The 18,328-nt window shown below is 41.5% G+C and carries 15 protein-coding genes; 7 read left to right on the top strand and 8 right to left on the bottom strand.

The window, feature by feature from the left end:
- The first annotated feature begins 16 nt into the window (after positions 1-16).
- Positions 17-1,576, top strand: a complete 1,560-nt coding sequence (locus IM462_RS07435) for a GUN4 domain-containing protein (RefSeq protein WP_287715021.1) — start codon at positions 17-19, stop codon at positions 1,574-1,576.
- 67 nt (positions 1,577-1,643) lie between these two features.
- Here the strand turns inward: IM462_RS07435 and IM462_RS07430 are convergent, their stop codons facing one another.
- The 3 genes from IM462_RS07430 to IM462_RS07420 all read right to left on the bottom strand — a co-directional run bounded on the left by IM462_RS07430 (position 1,644) and on the right by IM462_RS07420 (position 4,878).
- Positions 1,644-2,642, bottom strand: a complete 999-nt coding sequence (locus tag IM462_RS07430; RefSeq protein ID WP_287701485.1) for a hypothetical protein — start codon at positions 2,640-2,642, stop codon at positions 1,644-1,646.
- Between the two features lie 549 nt (positions 2,643-3,191).
- A complete protein-coding gene (locus IM462_RS07425) occupies positions 3,192-4,301 on the bottom strand; it encodes an iron-containing alcohol dehydrogenase family protein (protein WP_287701483.1) in 1,110 nt (369 codons plus the stop codon).
- A gap of 19 nt (positions 4,302-4,320) precedes the next feature.
- Positions 4,321-4,878, bottom strand: coding sequence for a Ycf51 family protein (locus IM462_RS07420; protein WP_287701481.1), 558 nt, complete (start codon positions 4,876-4,878; stop codon positions 4,321-4,323).
- Here IM462_RS07420 and IM462_RS07415 point away from each other — a divergent pair.
- Entirely contained in the window at positions 4,855-5,472 is a 618-nt protein-coding gene (locus tag IM462_RS07415; protein WP_287701479.1) for a 7-carboxy-7-deazaguanine synthase QueE, read from the top strand. The genes IM462_RS07420 and IM462_RS07415 overlap by 24 nt on opposite strands.
- A gap of 24 nt (positions 5,473-5,496) precedes the next feature.
- Here IM462_RS07415 and IM462_RS07410 read toward each other — a convergent pair whose 3' ends face one another.
- On the bottom strand, positions 5,497-8,133 hold the full coding sequence (locus IM462_RS07410) for a M1 family metallopeptidase (RefSeq protein ID WP_287701477.1): 2,637 nt from the start codon (positions 8,131-8,133) through the stop codon (positions 5,497-5,499).
- Between the two features lie 4 nt (positions 8,134-8,137).
- Between IM462_RS07410 and IM462_RS07405 the strand changes: the two genes are divergently transcribed.
- Together IM462_RS07405 and IM462_RS07400 are read left to right on the top strand one after the other, a co-directional pair.
- Entirely contained in the window at positions 8,138-8,575 is a 438-nt protein-coding gene (locus tag IM462_RS07405; RefSeq protein WP_194015147.1) for a DUF4079 domain-containing protein, read from the top strand.
- 102 nt (positions 8,576-8,677) lie between these two features.
- Positions 8,678-9,781, top strand: a complete 1,104-nt coding sequence (locus IM462_RS07400; protein ID WP_287701475.1) for a CobW family GTP-binding protein — start codon at positions 8,678-8,680, stop codon at positions 9,779-9,781.
- Between the two features lie 270 nt (positions 9,782-10,051).
- On the opposite strand, the gene IM462_RS07395 is transcribed toward IM462_RS07400, so the two are convergent.
- A complete protein-coding gene (locus tag IM462_RS07395) occupies positions 10,052-10,972 on the bottom strand; it encodes a metal ABC transporter solute-binding protein, Zn/Mn family (RefSeq protein WP_287701473.1) in 921 nt (306 codons plus the stop codon).
- A 134-nt stretch (positions 10,973-11,106) separates the two neighbouring features.
- On the opposite strand from IM462_RS07395, the gene thrS reads away from it, so the two are divergent.
- The gene (gene thrS, locus IM462_RS07390; RefSeq protein ID WP_287701471.1) at positions 11,107-12,906 is read left to right on the top strand and encodes a threonine--tRNA ligase; all 1,800 of its coding nucleotides are present in this window, start codon (positions 11,107-11,109) and stop codon (positions 12,904-12,906) included.
- A 190-nt stretch (positions 12,907-13,096) separates the two neighbouring features.
- On the opposite strand, the gene IM462_RS07385 is transcribed toward thrS, so the two are convergent.
- A complete protein-coding gene (locus IM462_RS07385; protein ID WP_002776576.1) occupies positions 13,097-13,393 on the bottom strand; it encodes a DUF7219 family protein in 297 nt (98 codons plus the stop codon).
- A 338-nt stretch (positions 13,394-13,731) separates the two neighbouring features.
- Here IM462_RS07385 and purC point away from each other — a divergent pair, with 338 nt between their 5' ends.
- Entirely contained in the window at positions 13,732-14,457 is a 726-nt protein-coding gene (gene purC / locus IM462_RS07380) for a phosphoribosylaminoimidazolesuccinocarboxamide synthase (protein WP_277882335.1), read from the top strand.
- A gap of 61 nt (positions 14,458-14,518) precedes the next feature.
- Complete coding sequence (gene coaE / locus IM462_RS07375; protein WP_287701467.1) at positions 14,519-15,100, top strand: dephospho-CoA kinase; 582 nt, start codon at positions 14,519-14,521, stop codon at positions 15,098-15,100.
- 9 nt (positions 15,101-15,109) lie between these two features.
- On the opposite strand, the gene IM462_RS07370 is transcribed toward coaE, so the two are convergent.
- Together IM462_RS07370 and IM462_RS07365 are read right to left on the bottom strand one after the other, a co-directional pair.
- Positions 15,110-15,940 carry an energy-coupling factor transporter transmembrane component T family protein gene (locus tag IM462_RS07370; RefSeq protein WP_158201088.1) on the bottom strand — a complete coding sequence of 277 codons (831 nt, stop codon included), beginning with the start codon at positions 15,938-15,940 and terminating at the stop codon, positions 15,110-15,112.
- Between the two features lie 200 nt (positions 15,941-16,140).
- Complete coding sequence (locus IM462_RS07365; protein WP_287701464.1) at positions 16,141-18,309, bottom strand: lytic transglycosylase domain-containing protein; 2,169 nt, start codon at positions 18,307-18,309, stop codon at positions 16,141-16,143.
- Positions 18,310-18,328 lie beyond the last annotated feature (19 nt).

The following is an 18,328-nucleotide window of genomic DNA, read 5'->3' as shown; positions in this document are numbered from 1 at the left end:
ATTTATGAAAGAGACTATGAAAGACGTATTTATTTGTCATGCTAGTGAAGACAAACTCCTGATTGTGGAACCTTTAGTTTCAGGCTTAGAAAAAGCTGACATTACTTTTTGGTATGATCGGGCTGAAATTAAATGGGGAGATAGTATTACAGCCAAAGTAAATGAGGGTTTAAGAATCTCTCGTTTTGTAATCGTTGTCTTGAGCGAAGCTTTTTTAAACAAAAATTTTCCTAAGCGAGAGCTTTTTGCCGTCCTCAATCAGGAAATTTATTCCGACCAAACTAAGGTACTTCCCTTATTTTCAGATAATAAACAAAAACAAAAGGTATTAGAAAGTTTACCGTTACTCAATGATAAACTATACCAAACTTGGAACGGCAATGCAGATACAATTATTGAAGCTCTTTTACCTCACTTGTCAGAAAAAACAACGCTTAAATTTAAAGATCAAAAAAGCGTAGATGATTTTTTAAACAGAGATAAGTTGATTTCTGATAAAGGGGTTAGCTATAGCAAACTTCGCCAACTCCTAGAAGCACAAAGTTGGCTAGAAGCTGATCAGGAAACGATCAGGCTTCTTTATAAAGCTACCGATAAACCAGAATTTACATCAACCTCTCATTTTTCTGTTGTAAAAATTCCCAATGAGGCCTTATCATCAACTGAACTTAAAAGAATATCTGATAATGACTTAATTATTCTTGATAATCTTTGGAAAAAGTATAGCCACAACAAATTTGGTTTGTCCACTCAAGCTCGTATCTATGAACAAGAAGGGGAAGATTACTATGCTTTTGCGAATCGTGTCGGATGGCGAAAAAATGGGCGGTGGTTAGGTTACAATGATCTGACTTGGCATTTGGACGCTCCAATCGGTCATTTACCTTGGCTACAGGGGAAAAAAGCATATCCCACAGAAAAGCAAATGAGAGACTTCCATTTTAGTGCTTGGACATTGAATTTAGGTGACAAACATTTTGCCGAAGATACTTTTATTTCAGTTCTCCACCAAAAAGTAATCAGTGATCGCATCACTAAATACTTAGTAAAAGTCAACCCAAAACTTATCAGTCAAGGTTGCTCATCCATTTACAATGATATTATCTATGATGGCAAAGTTTTTAAACAAGTAGCTAAGGCAGCTAGTTTTAAAACATCAATTGGTGGTCTGCCAATGAGAGGAGAAGCTTTTTTTATCTTTTCCTATTTTTCTTCTGTTAATGATAACTCATTAAGAGAGTTTGCAACGAATTGTTTCAATTACGCCAAAAAAAACTCTAACTTTTCTGGTATTTCACAAACTGTTTTTAACTTGAAGATACCTACAAATATTTGTTTTTCTATCTCTATGACAACCTTCATAGATGAGAAAACAAAACAACAAATTACAGAGACAAATCCCTTTGAAGAAACGGTAGATATTCTATGGTATATCGTACCAATTGTTTACACTCTTAATGAAAAGCAAGTTTATTTTTACGAAGAAGTGTTAGAGTCTAAACCTTGGGAGTTTTTGAGAGGTGAAATGGTATGGAAAGAACTCAGGAAAATTATCGAACAAACTTTAAGTGACTGAGATAAACAGTTAAACCATAATAAGGTAGAGAACTGGAGTTTCACTGGCACGATGGACTCCAGTACACTTATTGAGAACTTGATAACGTTTTATTATAAAATTCGGCCTTAACATTATCATTAAATTCAGGACTTTCTAGATAAGAACTAACTTCAATTACCCCAACTTTATTAATACTTTGTGGAACGTTTTCAAAAGTAATAATAACCTCAATTGGAGTATCTTTAATCAAAATATTGTCGGCTTGATAAGTGCCAGAATTACTGCCAAAATCCACTTTGTTTGCAATTAGTTCTTTACCATCCTCAATGATTCGACTTCTATTGTTAGAATTATAATTTCCGTGTATATAGAGCTTGTTTTTATCTTGTGTACTTGTCACCAAAAGAGAACACTTAATATTTTGAAGTGTTGAAGAAATTGCTGATCTTTGACATTCTTTGAACTGAAAAATTAAAGATTGGACTTTAACAATCTTATCCGTATTAAAAGAAGACGGCTCTGACACAGTTTCATTATCAGGTGCGAATGAAGCCGAGGGACTGGGTACATTTGAACCTTTTAAAGATTGATTTTCATCTTCAAGCTCTTTTATTTTTCTTTGCAAATCTTTGTTTTCCGACTCAAGTGTATTTAATTTTTCTGATAACTGAACTAAATCGGAATTGCTAGATTGCTGAAAAAAACTGGAAATCCATTCCTTAAATTTATAGCCGCCAAAAGCAGATAAGGGAATAGTTAAAACTAATAAAACAGAAGCAAATATTAGGTAATTTTTTCTTTGTTGTTTGTTAAATTCTTTATTCACTTGTCTGCGAACCTCCTCAATGTCATTATCCATTAATAAGTCAGATAATCCTAGTTCTTGAAGACTCTCTTTAACAGCATCAAGAGTGATAACCTCTTGATTATACTGTTTTCTATAGGAAAGTCGTTCAATCAATTTTTTAAACTCATCATCACTTAAACCATCCTTCAAAACCATAAGTTTTACCCTAAATTGTAATAAAAATAAATGTCCGTCATTATTTTGTATAACACTTTCTACGGTAACGATATGGGTCAACTTTCTGTATATCCATCTATTTTAGTGCAATCGCAAGAAAAATTTCCCCATATCATACCCAAAAGCGTGTTAGCCATAGCACATTGCCAAAAACCTTGTTTAACTAAATTCCTGACAATAGGCTGAAATAACACGAGTTTTCTGGTGTTATAACAACTATTCTTCAATCTGACCGCACCTCTTGACAAAAATTTACAATTATTCAACTCTTAGCGATCGCTATCGGGAGATAGAATGTGCGTGGTGCGTTACCCAAAATCGATCGGTGGAGCAGTAGGACTTGCATTAGGGAACGCACCCTACGGCTGCAATTCAGAGAGTTGATTTTCATTGGATGCCAAGCAAACAGTCTTCAAGGCCCGCACACCGGCATTTGCAATTTCTTGTGGTACTGGTTTTAGTTCCATAGATAGGTCTTCTTAAAAATACTTAATAGGGTGGGTTTTCTATACCACTACAATCGTAGCACAAAGCCGTCCTAAAAGGACGGGGTTTTAAACCCAAATTTTCGATAACCTTCATTATCAATAAATCCCGAAAATATTCCCGTTAATTAGCTTTAACTTTCTGCCCCATTGTATCGGCAGTGGTAGTGGAAACCATGGCCGCCATAACTTGTTCGGGGGAAACCGTAAAAGGCAGACGATGAATGTCCGAATTAGGCTGACAGGCAATTGCCGCCGCGTGGCGCAACTGGGATAGGGAAACATCTCTTAATCCTAAATCCTCTAGAGATTTCGGTAAACCAATTTGTTCATAAAACTGGATTAGTTGCCCCCGGGCCGATACTGCCAATTGATTGCCCAAAACTATTTCCTCTAGACGCAATTGGGCGAGAATGCCGTAGGCGACTTTTTCCCCGTGCAGGGCATGATGGCAAGCGGGAATATGGGTTAAACCATTATGAATTGCATGGGCGGCCACGGTACGACAATTAGCGCCCCCTAAACCACCAATTACTCCGGCTAATAAAACGGTGGCATCTACCACCTGTTTCCAGTCTTCCCCGCCGATATTTTCCAGAGCCTGCGGGGATTTTTGGAAAAGGATATCCCGCAAAACCCGGGCCTGTTGGACAGCGGCAATGATCAGGGTTTCTGTGGAATGACCGCTACTGACGGAGGCCTCGTACCATTTAGCGATCGCATCGCCAATACCGGCGATTAAGGTTCTTTTCGGGGCAGTTTGGATAATACCGTAATCGAGAATTAATAAATCCGGGCAACGGGCTAGGGACAGATCGTAAAGAAACGCCCCCGCATCGGAATAAACGTTAGATAGGGCTGTCCAAGCGGCACAGGTAGCGGCGGAGGTGGGAATCGTGGCGATCGGCAAATGGCACTGATGGGCGAGTAATTTGGCCGTATCGAGGGCCTTGCCGCCACCCACACCGATGATAAAATCTGCCTCATGACTCTTGACAGATGCCTTTAAATATGCTAAGGAATTTTCCGAACAATCGGGGGCGTAACTGTGATAGCTAGGAGTGAGATTTTTCAGGGGAGATGACAAAAAAGCTAAATTGCGATCGCCGCCAACCACGAGGGGACGTTTACCCAAATCCCCTAACTTGCCGGTGGATTCTTCTAGGGCATTGTCACCCCGAATCACTTGTGCGGGGGCGATTAACAGGGGCAAAACAGCGACAGCATTGGACATTTTTTGACAACCTCAAGGATTATTGGCTAAGTTTAGCGAAACTTTCGGGAAAAAGCTGTAGTTCAGGAGTATTATCCCCCGGGGCGGAGAAGGATTTTTTAATCTGTCCTAAGTACAAAGGAGCAGATAAACCGGGCTGAGGATGAACGAGAGTGCGAGCGCTAATGATAAATTGATTATTACCGCCAGCACCGGCGCGACCGGAGGAAAACAAGTCACTAGCGGCTTGTTTTAGGGTTGCTTCCACCTGCTCGGGAGTAACAGTATTGGGCAGGGAGATAACAGCTTGATTAGCTCCGTTATCATAGACAAGGGAGAATCTCACCGCCCCCGGAATTTCGGTACGGGTAAATAATCCTAACCCAAGACCGAAAATCCCCACCGTCAACACAGCCATAAAGCTAGTGATACCGACGAGACGAAAGCGGATTCCCCAACCGACGAGAAAAGCGATAATCGTAAGTACCAAAAAAACCAGCGTGGCAATGCCAGACCATTGGATGTATTTGGCAAAGTTCAGGGGAATGTCCATATTTTCTATAATACTGATTCTATGAAAACGGTTAGCATAAACCATTGTACCTATCCTGTGGTCGAAACTTTCCATTCCGTCCAGGGCGAGGGCTTTTGGACGGGAAGCAATGCTTTTTTCCTCCGTTTGGGAGGTTGCGATGTCTATTGTCCTTGGTGCGACCAAAAAGAGTCTTGGAATGCCCACCGTTATCCCCAACAATCCCTGGGGGAATTGGTAGAGATGGCAAAAGGGGCTAACCCCGCTATGGTGGTGATTACCGGCGGTGAACCTTTAATGCACAATCTTGATCCTTTAACCAAGGAATTAAAAAATCAGGGTTTACGGGTACATTTAGAAACTTCTGGCGCTCATCCTTTTACGGGGGTTTTTGATTGGGTGACTTTTTCTCCTAAAACTTATAAAATGCCCGATCCTAGTATTTATACACGGGTGAATGAGTTAAAAATTGTCGTGGCTAATCCAGAGGATTTAGAATGGGCAGCTATGCAGGAAAGTAAGTTATCGGAAGGGGTGATCAAATATCTACAACCCGAATGGAATACAGCAGAAAGCAAAGAGTTAGTCTTTAATTATGTTCTTCGGCATCCCCAATGGCGTCTCAGTCTCCAAACCCATAAGTTTTTAGGAGTCCGCTAACTGATAACTGATAACTCAGGTTAACTAACTATTTTTCGCCTCTAATTTGGTCAAACGACTTTTAAGTTCCTGATTTTCCTGTTTCATTTTTTCTAATTCCTCGCGAATTTCCTGAATTGCTTTGTCGGAACCTAATTTTTTCTGGACTTTTTGTACTGCTTCCTCGGCTACACGACGGACACGACCATCGGGAGTTCGATCGCTCAAAGCTTGTAAAATAGCGATAGCTTTGGCATTTTCTATCTGTCCTAAAGCGTTACACACTGCCACCTGCGTCAAGAAAAAAGTTTCCTTGGCAATAGTTTCTAAACGTTCCAAAATTACGGTTAATTTGTCGGTGGTTTGTCCCGAAGAAATCGCTCCCAGGGCGCGGATAGCCCCTAATCTCAGGGGTTGAGGCGTGCCTAAAGCCGTGTAGGTCAAAATTGACTCCAAAGCCGCCGGCGAGGTTTTTAACTGGCTTAAACCGCCAATTGCGCCCGCTCTTACTACCTCATTCCACCCCTTTCTTGACTGTAAAATCTGATTGAGCAGGTCAATAATTTCCCCTTCTTGATTTTGCAATTGTCCCACGGCCATGCAGCCTAATCCTCGTGCCGCGGCCGCTTCCACATAATAACTAGCATCTCCAGTTTCTAATAGGGATTTAAGCGCATTATAACTATCTAAGGTTTTAATTTCACTTAATCCCTCGACAATTGCCCGACGTACTTGTGCTTTTTCATCTTTTAACCCTTTAATTAAAGCAGTAACTGCCTGATCTAAACCAAGAGTTGCTAACTGTTTAGCCACCTCCACACGCACCCCCCAAAAAGGCTCATTTTCTAGGGATGTCCCTAAAGCTTCGATCGCTTCTAAACCGCCTTTTTTAGCAATGGCTATGGCTGCATAGATACGGGAAATCGGGTCGGGATCCTGTTGTAATTGCGCTTTTAATTCACCGATGGGATACTCAAGAGTGACGGTTTTGAGGAAATTATTACCCCGATCGAACTTGACAAAATCGGGCTTTTGTGCTAGGGGAAAATAGAAACTTTGTTCTTTTTGGTGAATCCGCAGATTGTAGGTAATATCCTCAGAGTTGAGATAGGCAAAAGCGACGGGAATTTTCAAGTCGAATAGTTCCTTTTCGTCTTGGGTTTGGGTGACAGTTAATTGGGCTAAATTATTCTGATTGTCCCAACTGTAGGCCACCTTATAATCGGGATGACCACCGCGATAAACATACTGATCAAAGAGGAATAATAAATTGTACCCGGTCGCTTTTTCGATCGCCCGTAATAAGTCCACAGTTTCCACGGTTTTATGGGCATTATCTCGCACAAAAGTATGAATCGCTTTTGCGAATAAATCTTCCCCCAAAATAGAGCGAATCATGTGATAAACACAAGCACCTTTTTCGTAGAGATGACGATCATAAAGTTCGATCGCTTCTCGATAAACATGAGTAACAATCGGACGACGATAGCGGGAAGCATCTTCTTCTAAATAACTTCTTGCTTCCCCTAATAAATAATAACTAGCAGCTGCTTTTCCGTATTCCGATTCTGTCCATAAAACCTCAGAATAGGAGGCCATTCCCTCTTTAATCCAAGCGTGAGACCAGTGTTTAATCACCACTAAATCACCGAACCATTGATGAGCTAATTCATGGGCAACTAAGCTTTCTGTCCAAGTATGATCAATGCTGGCTCTTTGATCAATTAAACAGCGATCGGTTAAAATTGTGGTGGAAGTATTTTCCATCCCACCAAAAATAAAATCATCTACACAAACTTGCGCGTATTTGGGATAGGGATAGGGATAACCAAACTTTTGGCTAAAAAACTCGATCATGCGGGGAGTTTTACCCATACTTCTTTGGCCCTCTTCTTCCCGTCCTTTTTCCACATAATAAGTGACAGGAACACCATTCCATGAGTCGCATAATTCAGCAAAATCTCCCACCGCAAGAGTCATTAAATAGGTAGGATGAATTTGCTTTTGTGACCAGTGATAAATTCTGTCCTCACCCACGGGTTCCACCGAGATTAATTCCCCGTTAGAAATAGCGATATAGGGTTGGGGAATTTTAACCCGAATTTCGGAGGTAGTTAATTGACCGGGGTAATCAAAACAGGGAAACCAAAAGCGAGAATCTTCATCTTCTCCCTGGGTCCAAACTTGCATCGGTTTATCGGGATAATATTCATCAGGTCCGATAAAATATAATCCCCGTTGTGGTTGCTTAACCTGATAGTTAATCGTCAGGATAATCGGTTTATCGGTGGTGGGTTGTAACAGATGAATGGTCAGGAGAGAACGATCATAGTCAAAGGGTTGACTGATACCTTCAATGAACACAGAATTAATATTTAGATCCACCGCATCCAGAGTTAAACTGCTAATTCCCTGACGAATGGGGGTGAGGGTAATCTGACAGCTGCCCTGAAAACTTTGTTGGGGAATATCAATAATTAAATCGAGAAAAATATGATTAACTTGTCCGGGTCGATCGGGGTTATAATGGGGTTTAGCCCCCGGTAATTCAAAGGGTTGACGCTGATTATTTTCCGTGTCGATGGTGAGATGAGACATATTAGCCCTAACTTGCTGATTTTTGTCCAGTAAACTTAAATTAACACGATCGGTCGTCCCTTTCCTTGCTAATAATAATCCCACCCCTATGAATCTCCCCTCCTTTCTCTGGTTATGGAAAATTGCCGCTTGGTCGATGGGATTTACCCTCTTTGCCTATTTTTTACTGGCAGTTTCGGGGGTAAACATGGGTTATCGACGACTTGCGGGCCAATCTCGACCGAAATGGTTAAGACCCTTTCATCTCCTCAGCGGCCTGATCATGGTTGCTTTGGTCTTAATTCTGCTGGGAATCGGATTAGTGGGAACAATCGGTCATTATGGCAGTTTAGGCCACTCTTCCCACCTGATAGCGGGTTTATCGGTGGTTTTTCTGGTTTTTGTTTCGGCAATTACCGGCCTGAACATTACAACTCGTCCACCTCTAGTGCGGTCTCTCCACATCGGCACTAATCTTTTATTGTTTCTGGGTTTTCTTTTTGTTACCCTAACAGGATGGGATGTGGTCCAAAAATATCTACAATAAAAATAGTCGGCGATCGAGTGGAGACTGTTTGATCGAGAAAAACTAGCCATCTCATCCCGAAAAATCGCTTTTTAGTGACAGAATACTCACCCCCAAATCATTATGCAAACCGTCGAATCACAAGCTATTAACACGATGTCAGTGCCAAAAAAAGGGCTACCGGTAACAATTATTACTGGGTTTCTTGGTAGTGGTAAGACTACTCTTCTTAATCATATTCTCAGCAATCAACAGGGGTTAAAAACTGCTGTTCTTGTCAATGAATTCGGTGAAATCGGTATCGATAACGAACTGATTATCAGCAGTGATGACAGCATGGTAGAATTAAATAATGGCTGTATTTGCTGCACGATTAACGAGGATTTAATTCAAGCGGTTTATAAAGTTCTCGAACGTCCCGAAAAAATCGATTATTTAGTCGTAGAAACCACGGGATTAGCCGATCCTTTACCGGTAGCTTTAACCTTTTTAGGTACGGAATTACGCGAAATGACCCGTTTAGATTCCATTGTCACTATGGTGGATTGTGCCAATTTTAGTCTTGATTTATTCAACTCGCAAGCGGCCTTAAGTCAAATCACCTACGGTGATATTATTGTTCTCAATAAAACCGATCTAGTGGATGAAGCGGATGTGGATTCTTTAGAAATAAGAATCCGGGACATGAAGGAAGGAGCGAGAATTATTCGTACTAGCAAAAGTCAGGTTCCTTTACCCTTAATTCTCAGCGTCGGACTATTTGAATCGGATAAATATTTCGACACAGAAGAAAAACACCACGACCATCATCACCACGACCACGATCACGACCATTGCGATCATGATCACGACCATGATCACCACCACGATCACGATCATGATCATCACGACCATTCCAATCATTTAGAGGTGGATGGATTTACTTCTATTTCCTTTGCTAGTGACCAACCTTTTTCGATTCGGAAGTTCCAGTATTTCCTCGATAATCAGTTACCAGAAAGCGTTTTCCGCGCTAAGGGTATTCTCTGGTTTGATGAAAGTCCTAAACGTCATATTTTCCACCTCAGTGGTAAGCGTTTCACTCTCGAAGATGACGAATGGAAAGGTAGTCCGAAAAATCAGCTAGTTCTTATCGGTCAAAATCTCGATCATGAAACCCTAAAAGAACAGATTAACAATTGTCTCAGTTTACCTGCTGTCAATCGCGGTAAAGGATTTGGGAAATAAACCCCGCTTTGTAAATCTACTAAGTTGGGATTTTTAAGGGGAAACTCTCTGCTAAAGTCGGGCGTTACTTTCGATTTTTTCCCTCAATCCAAGCTTTTGGGGGGTTCTACCCCCCAAACCCCCCGCGCATTAGCTTTTCGGTGGGATGCTTACAGGCAGCTGCTGATCCATTTGTCATCATCTAAAAGTCACCGATAATTGCTGATTGTCGGTATTTCTGCCTTCCTAACTCCTGACTCTAAGGACAATTTTTTGATTTTTACAAGAGGTCTATTGACCTTCTTGAGGTACTTTTCCTCCTAAAGATTCCACGATCGATCGAGTATTTTCTTTCAGCATTTTTACATAACTATCGCCCCCAGTACCCACCGCACCGATCGAATCAGAATATAATTGTTGTGGTGCTAATTTCACCCCCGCTTCTTCGGCTACAGTGGTAATTAAAGCGGGATTAATAGTCGTCTCGGCAAAGATAGCAGCAATCTGGAGATTTTTAATAGCATCGGCTAGATTTTTCACCGTTTGGGCGCTAGGTTGTTCTTCGGTACTAATGCCAATTAAAGTTCCTGCAACTTTTAAACCGTAGGCATGAGCATAATACTGAAAAGCGTCATGAGTGGTGACTAATTGCCTTTGGGAAGAGGGGATAGTTTCAATAGCCGCAGTAATCCAGTGATCAAGGTTTTCTAATTCCCTGATTAATTGGGCGGCATTTGCAGTAAAAATCTCTTTATCTTCGGGACTTAATTCAATCAATTGATCTCGGATTTTTTCCACCATGATTATCCCATTTTTCGCCGAACCCCAAACGTGGGGATCGGGGACTTTCTGTCCTTCTTTTTCCATTTGTAAAGGCTTGATTGCTTCTCCCACGGCCACTTTTTTAGCTTTAATTCCCGTAGAATTGATCATTTTAATTAACCCCGGTTCCAGATTATAACCGTTATAGAGAATTAAATCGGCTTTTTCTAAAGCCACACTATCGGAGGGAACCGGTTCATAAACGTGGGGATCATCCCCCGGTTTTAAAATGTCTTGATGGTCAATTTCTTCACCGCCTACTCGTGCGGTTAAATCGGCGATAATTGTGCTAGTGGAGATTACCTTGGGTTTTTGGTTATCGGTGGTGTTAACCGAGGAATTACAAGCAACCAATCCCAAAAATAAACAGGATAAAATTAGTTTTTTCATCGAGAAATAGAGATGAGGGTTTAGAGATTAGAGATGAGGGGAAATGGCATTGATATCTATCTTGATTTTTTTCCTGACTAAAGACTCCTTTTACCATTAAAATAGAGAATAGAGAAGGTGTAAATTCAAAAGACATGGATAACCAAGCCCCGATTAAACTACCGAAAACCAGCGAATCCGACCACCTCAAGCGCATTCGTCACACCACCTCCCATGTGATGGCCATGGCGGTGCAGAAATTATTTCCGCAAGCCCAAGTTACTATCGGGCCTTGGACTGAAACCGGATTTTACTACGATTTTGATGTGCCGGAACCTTTTACCGATAAGGATCTCAAGGACATCAAAAAAGAGATGGTCAAAATTATCAATAAAAAACTGCCGGTGATTCGCGAGCAAGTTTCTCGGGAAGAGGCGGAAAAGCGCATTAAAGCGATTAATGAACCCTATAAGCTGGAAATTCTGGCGGGAATTCAAGAACCCATCACCCTCTATCATCTTGGTGACGCTTGGTGGGATTTGTGCGCCGGTCCGCACCTAAGCAATACAAGTGAACTAGAGCCGAAAGCGATCGAATTAGAGACGGTAGCGGGTGCTTATTGGCGTGGGGATGAAAATAAAGCCCAATTACAGCGCATTTACGGCACAGCCTGGGAAAATCCCCAACAATTAGCCGAATACAAGCGCCGTAAGGAAGAAGCACTGAAACGAGACCATCGGAAATTAGGCAAAGAATTAGGTTTATTTATTTTCTCTGATTCTGTCGGTCCTGGATTGCCTTTATGGACCCCCAAAGGAACTTTAATTCGTTCTTTGTTAGAAGATTTTCTCAAAAAAGAACAGTTAAAACGCGGTTATTTACCCGTAGTTACTCCCCATATTGCTCGCGTCGATTTGTTTAAAATTTCCGGTCACTGGCAAAAGTACAAAGAAGATATGTTTCCCATGATGGCAGACGATGAGGAATCTGCTAGTAAGGAAATAGGATTTGTTCTCAAACCGATGAACTGTCCTTTTCATATTCAAATCTATAAAAGTGATTTGAGATCCTATCGGGAATTGCCGATGCGTCTGGCAGAATTCGGTACAGTTTACCGTTACGAACAATCGGGAGAATTGGGAGGATTAACTAGAGTTCGCGGTTTTACCGTCGATGATTCCCATTTGTTTGTCACTCCCGAACAATTAGACAAGGAATTTTTAAGCGTTGTTGATTTAATTTTGACGGTGTTTAAGAGTTTACAATTAAAGAATTTTAAGGCGCGATTGAGTTTTCGTGACCCCGAATCGGATAAGTATATCGGTTCCGATGACGCTTGGGAAAAGGCACAATCAGCGATTAGAAAAGCGGTGCAAACTTTGGGGATGGATTATTTTGAAGCCCCCGGAGAAGCGGCTTTTTATGGTCCAAAATTAGACTTTATTTTCCAAGATGCCCTCGAAAGAGAATGGCAGTTAGGAACGGTACAGGTAGATTATAATTTACCCGAACGTTTTGAGTTAGAATACGTTGCTGAAGATGGTAATCGTAAACGTCCGGTGATGATTCATCGCGCACCTTTTGGTTCTTTGGAACGTTTAATCGGTATTTTAATCGAAGAATACGCAGGCGATTTTCCTCTTTGGTTAGCCCCTGTCCAGATACGATTATTACCGGTTAGTGATACTCAATTGGATTACGCTAAAGAGGTGACAGCGAAAATGCAATTGTTAGGAATTCGCGCCGAAACCGATACCAGTGGCGAACGTTTGGGTAAAATGATTCGCAATGCTGAAACCGCAAAAATCCCCGTGATGGCAGTGGTGGGGGCAAAGGAAATGGAAACTAATAGTTTAAGTATTCGCACCCGTGCAGCGGGCGATTTAGGGGTAATTAGCGTCGAGGAAGTGGTGGCAAAATTAGAAACTGCCATCCAAAATCACGGTAATTTTTAAGCGTTTGCTCATCTAATTCTATGGGGACAGAAAATATTTCTGTCCCAGTATTTTTGATAAGTACCTAAGCAAAATTAATTACACATTTCGATAAAGCTTTTGCCTATTGCCTCTTGCCTCTTGCCTATCTTCACTAGGAAATTTATTTTGCACGACTACTTAAAGCGAGGAGATTTTTCCTGATTATCCTTTAGGTATCATCATCTTTTTTAAAGGGATTTTCCCCAATGCCTAGGCCTTTTTTGCTCTCTTTTAAGTCTTTCCAGAGGGCTTTAATTTTCTGGTAGGCTTCTAGAGAACTGATTTTGCCCCCGGTTTCCAGATTACAAATAAAACTGACTTTTTGGGCAAATTCCTGTAAATTGGCGTTAAATAGCAAGTTTTCTGGCTTAAATTCCCCATAGTAGGGGGCGCGAGGATAGAGAAAATTCTCCTTGCGGCGATCGGGGAGATTTGGGTTATCATCGTTAGGAGGATTCTGATTCATAGGGCGACGGCGGGTAATTTTGCGGAATTTCTTTAGATTTTTCGGTAATGGTAATGGGAGATAATATCAGTTGTTGGCTATCATTGAGGATTTAAGTAAAAACTTGACTGATTCGCCAAAAGTTGACCCTGGGGATCGTGACACTTTTTGGTTATAGGTTAAGGCTCGGTCTCAAAATGCTGGCAGTTATCTTTAAGCAGCAATTATACATTATTTTTTCTCAACAATCATCTCCCTGATGATCTAAATTTTTTATCTAGGTTGATCGCCAAAATTTACTGCTGCCGCTATCTGATTAACCATCGATTTTCGTTTATCAATTGCCGAGGATGATAACTATGGAAAAACTCTATGAAGGTAAGGCCAAAATTCTCTATCAAACCGATGATCCCGATATTCTCCTCACTTATTACAAAGACGATGCCACCGCTTTTAATGCCCAAAAACGCGGGCAAATTGTCGGCAAAGGAGAAATTAACTGTACTGTCTCCACTGCCCTATTTCAATGGTTAGAATCCCTAGGAATACCTACCCATTATATCGATCGCCCTAGTTCTAGGGAAATGCGCGTCAAGGCGATTAAAATCATTCCTTTGGAGGTAGTAGTCAGAAATATCGCCGCCGGGAGTTTGTGCAAGCAAACGGGATTAGAGGAGGGGAAAGTTTTACCTTTTCCTCTTGTAGAATTTTACCTCAAGGATGATGCTTTAGGCGATCCTTTGTTAACAACCGATCGCATAAAAGTGATCGATATTGCCAGCGAGGAGCAAGTCAATCAGTTACGAGATTTAGCCCTGCAAATCAATCAATATCTGCAAGAATTTTTCGATAAGTGCCAGATTATTCTCGTCGATTTTAAGTTAGAATTTGGAGTTGATAAAACGGGCAAAATTTATCTAGGTGATGAAATTAGCCCCGATACCTGTCGTCTCTGGGATAAAACCCAAGAGGATGCCCAAGCGCGCATTCTCGATAAGGATCGTTTTCGTCGCGATTTAGGAGATGTGGAAACTGCCTATCAACAAGTACAAGCAAGAGTTTTACAACAGATAGAGAGTTTATAACTTTAGGGTGTGTTAGCGAGCGCGTAACGCACCTTAATTGAGATTAGCAATTTAATAATTTATGTCAAGAAGAATTATCGGGTTAACAGGGGGAATAGCCTGTGGTAAATCCACGGTTTCCAATTATTTAGAAAATATCTACAAAATTCCTGTCCTTGATGCGGATATTTATGCCCGGGAAGCAGTGGAAAAAGGTTCGGCAATTTTAGAGAGAATTTTTCAGCGTTATGGCAGAAAAGTTAAAACTGAGGATAATTCCCTTAATCGCCAGCAGTTAGGAGAGATTATTTTTAATAATCCCGAGGAAAAAATCTGGTTAGAAAGTCAGATTCATCCCTACGTCAGAGAATGTTTTAATCGGCATTTAGAGCAGTTAGAAGCCCCGATAGTTGTTTTTTCTGTTCCTTTATTATTGGAAGCCAAACTAACCCATTCAGTCACAGAGATTTGGGTGGTTTCCTGCGGTTTAGAGCAACAAATTCAACGCTTAATGACTAGAAATAACTTAACTAGGGAACAAGCGATCGCTCGGATTAATAATCAAATGCCTTTAGCCGAAAAAATTGCCTTAGCTGATATTGTTTTGGACAATTCTGGGGATTTAGAAGCTTTATATCCCCAGATCGATCGAGCTATACAATAGGGATTAATTTTAAAACAACCAGGCAAATTTTCCCACCCCGAATTTTACATAGAGAATAATTGCCAAAACCAATAAAAATAGAAAGCCAATAATTAATAAATAGTCTTTATTGGTTAAGATTGATTCCTGTAAAAATGTGCGATTAGGATCACCAGAGAAAGCCTTAGCTTGTAAAACTACCTCTAGTTTTTGCGATTTAGCCATAGCATTTAAAATTAAAGGTACAGCGATGGAAGCATAAATTTTTCCTTTTTGCAGCCAACCCATTTTTTCTATTGCTAATCCTCGTAATCTTTGAGCAGAAATAATCGATCGAGATTCTTCTACTAGGAGAGGAAATAAACGCAGGGTAGAGGAAAAAATAAAGACTATTTTGTAAGGAATTCTGGCTTTAGTTAAACTCACCATCATCTGATTTATATCGGTGGTAAAAATAGCGAGGGGAATAATTAAAACCATCGTGAGAGTTTTAAAGATAACATTTAAACCGTAGAGGGTTCCCTCCACAGTCATTTTAGTAGAACCGACAGTTAATAAGGGAGTTAATTCAGTTTTTCCCGTTAAAGCTTTTACCTGTTCCACATTAAAAAATCCCATGGTAATTAATAAGAATAGATAAAAGGGAGCCATGAATTTTAAAATAGTGAGGAGATAAGACCATTTTACCCCCGCCCAGAGACAAGCTAAAGCGACAATAAGAGTTAGAAAACCGCCAGCGAGAGGACTTTCCCAAGTAAAAGCGATGAGAGTAACCACGATCATCATGGTTAATTTTGTCCGAAAATCTAGGCGAGTAAAAGGAGAATCTCGATCGACGGTTTGCCAGTTAAATGATTGCATAATCAAGAAAAAAGTTAGTAAGTAGCTAGGTGTTAAAAACTGTCAGATGCCCCCTTATTAAGGGGGATCCCCCCGCCTATCGGCACCCCCCTTATCAAGGGGGGCAGGGGGGATCGGCACACCCTTATTAAGGGGGGATATATCTTCAATTTAATTATAACTTTAAGGGAATGAGTTAATTACCCATCCCCATCAATCCCCTAGGAAGGGTTAGTAATTCTCTTCATTTGCTCTTGAATTTCAGGGTTATAAATCTGGAGATAATTCCAATAATTACCAAACACCGATTCTATATAACCCTTAGTTTCCCTAAAGGGAATATTCTCAACAAATTCATCGGGATCGCTAAAATCAAAACGCTGTTTCCATTTAGAAACTGCCCCAGGTCCAGCATTATAACTAGCCACGGCAAAAAGTGAATTTCCGGCGAATTTGCCGTGGGTATAATCGAGATACCATGTCCCCATCATAATGTTATCTTCGGGATTAGTTAAAGAATAACTTTTATTGCCAGTATTACCCGCGATATATTTACCCGTATCGGGCATAATTTGCATTAATCCCACTGCCCCCACAGGAGAACGAATTTCTTTTTCAAAGCGGGATTCTTGCCGGATTAAAGCCGTCACTAGCAAGGGATTTAATTGTCTATCTTTTGACCATTCCAGGATAGTATTGTAGTAGGGAAAGGGGAATAAAGCGTGCCAGTATTTATCATTTTGTCGCAGGGCTTTCCATGCTTCCCTTTCCTCCGGGGTATCTCTTTCTCGCAAGCGCCAAATCAGGTTAATTCCTTCTAAATTTTGATTGCGAGAGAGTTTATAGACACCGAGGTTAAATTGTTCATCAACGCTTAAATTCCAAGGATCGACAATTTCTGCTTGAAAGAGATTCCAAGCGTCCGTATCTTCACCAATTCGATATAATTCCTTGAAAGCTTCCGAACCAGCGGGGGGATCGTTACGAGTGGCGGGTTTGACGGTGGTAGGATTATAGGAGCGGACAGTGGTAAAATCCCCCACGTCCCAACCTAATAAGACCGCCGAGCGCCAAGCATAATAGGAATGGGGATGACGAGAAATAGTGTAGGTAAAAGCTTGTTTTGCTTCTTGGTTTTTGCCGAGTTTTTGCGCCCATTTTCCCACCCAAAAGGCCGCTTTCGGGGCAATTTGACTATCGGGATTATTAACCGCAATTGGCTGCGCCCACTGCCACGCCTTGGCGTAATCACCGGATTTAGCAGCTCTTTGGGCCATTAACCAGCGATAATCGGCGGCTTCGTCGGATTTTGGGTATTTATTTAATAGAGTCTGCCATGTTTGACTAGCGGCCTGAGCATTAGTTGATTCCAGTAATTTGGCTTTCGCTTCCAAAGCTTCCGGAGCGCGATCGGGAAATTGCTTGACAATGCGATCGAGATATGCTATGGCATCGCGGTTAGGAGAAATTTGAGCGAGTCGCAGTAATCCCAAACCGGTTTCTGGGGCCTGGGGATAGGTTTTAATTAATTTTTGGTAAGCGGTGCGAGCTTCTGGCAGTTTTTTGGCAATTTGTAGCCCGCGGGCGTAACGATAGGCTTGTTCGGGGCTAGGAGTGGCTTTAGCGTAGGCTTTATAGGCTTTTTCGTACAATCCCGACTGCCAATAACCCGCCCCAATCATTGCCCAATCCGCCGGAGTTAACTGCTCGGCGTAGTCTTTCACCAAACGATCGCGGGCTTGATTGAGGGTAGGATCAAAAGGATTAGCCTTGGCTAACTGCAACCATAAGGGAAATTGATCGGGATTTTCTTGAAGACGTTGGCGAATTAAAGCCAAAGTACGCGGGTGTCGGGGGTATTCCTTGAGCAATTTTTCATGATAACTGGGGTCGTATTTGCCCAAAGAGTAGTAAGCTTCCGCCACTACGGGCGATTGGGGATAGGTTTCCAGTAATTTTTGCCAAATTTCTCGCGCTCTTTCACTATCATTGCTTAATTCGTGGGCGCGTCCCTGTTTGAGGAGAATCTGGGGAGCGAGGACAGGATATTGTTTTTCTAAGCCTTCTAATTGTTTTAAAGCCGGACCCCCTTCATATTTTCTCAATAAATCCATAGCCAAGAGATAGCGGGCGCGACTACGATCTAAAGAGGGCGCGTTGGCATCAGCAACATCTTTTAACTTGACATCTCGCTCGGTTTGTGGTAGGGAAGCGCTATCAACTACGGCAGAGGGTTGGTTAGGATCTTGGCTAGGAACCGAAGCACTATTGCGATCGAGCCAAGCGAGAATTTTCGGGTGAAAGAGAAAGAGACTGGTGAGAGTAAAAAGGGCAACCCCAGAACCTAGTCCAAGAATGAGCGGGGTGTGAGGGGGGAATTTCTTAAACATTACCTTAATTCAAGACAGC

It is taken from the genome of Microcystis sp. M144S2 (assembly GCF_020246065.1).
Taxonomy (GTDB): domain Bacteria; phylum Cyanobacteriota; class Cyanobacteriia; order Cyanobacteriales; family Microcystaceae; genus Microcystis; species Microcystis ichthyoblabe_A.
This window is presented reverse-complemented; position numbering and strand designations above follow the sequence as displayed.

Excerpts from the sequence above, each read along its gene's own strand:
- IM462_RS07435 (WP_287715021.1), top strand. The coding sequence starts at position 17 with ATGAAAGACGTATTTATTTGTCATGCTAGTGAAGACAAACTCCTGATT.
- IM462_RS07425 (WP_287701483.1), bottom strand. The coding sequence starts at position 4,301 with ATGTCCAATGCTGTCGCTGTTTTGCCCCTGTTAATCGCCCCCGCACAA.
- IM462_RS07415 (WP_287701479.1), top strand. The coding sequence starts at position 4,855 with ATGAAAACGGTTAGCATAAACCATTGTACCTATCCTGTGGTCGAAACT.
- IM462_RS07420 (WP_287701481.1), bottom strand. The coding sequence starts at position 4,878 with ATGGTTTATGCTAACCGTTTTCATAGAATCAGTATTATAGAAAATATG.
- IM462_RS07405 (WP_194015147.1), top strand. The coding sequence starts at position 8,138 with ATGAATCTCCCCTCCTTTCTCTGGTTATGGAAAATTGCCGCTTGGTCG.
- IM462_RS07400 (WP_287701475.1), top strand. The coding sequence starts at position 8,678 with ATGCAAACCGTCGAATCACAAGCTATTAACACGATGTCAGTGCCAAAA.
- IM462_RS07395 (WP_287701473.1), bottom strand. The coding sequence starts at position 10,972 with ATGAAAAAACTAATTTTATCCTGTTTATTTTTGGGATTGGTTGCTTGT.
- thrS (WP_287701471.1), top strand. The coding sequence starts at position 11,107 with ATGGATAACCAAGCCCCGATTAAACTACCGAAAACCAGCGAATCCGAC.
- IM462_RS07385 (WP_002776576.1), bottom strand. The coding sequence starts at position 13,393 with ATGAATCAGAATCCTCCTAACGATGATAACCCAAATCTCCCCGATCGC.
- purC (WP_277882335.1), top strand. The coding sequence starts at position 13,732 with ATGGAAAAACTCTATGAAGGTAAGGCCAAAATTCTCTATCAAACCGAT.
- coaE (WP_287701467.1), top strand. The coding sequence starts at position 14,519 with ATGTCAAGAAGAATTATCGGGTTAACAGGGGGAATAGCCTGTGGTAAA.
- IM462_RS07370 (WP_158201088.1), bottom strand. The coding sequence starts at position 15,940 with ATGCAATCATTTAACTGGCAAACCGTCGATCGAGATTCTCCTTTTACT.
- IM462_RS07365 (WP_287701464.1), bottom strand. The coding sequence starts at position 18,309 with ATGTTTAAGAAATTCCCCCCTCACACCCCGCTCATTCTTGGACTAGGT.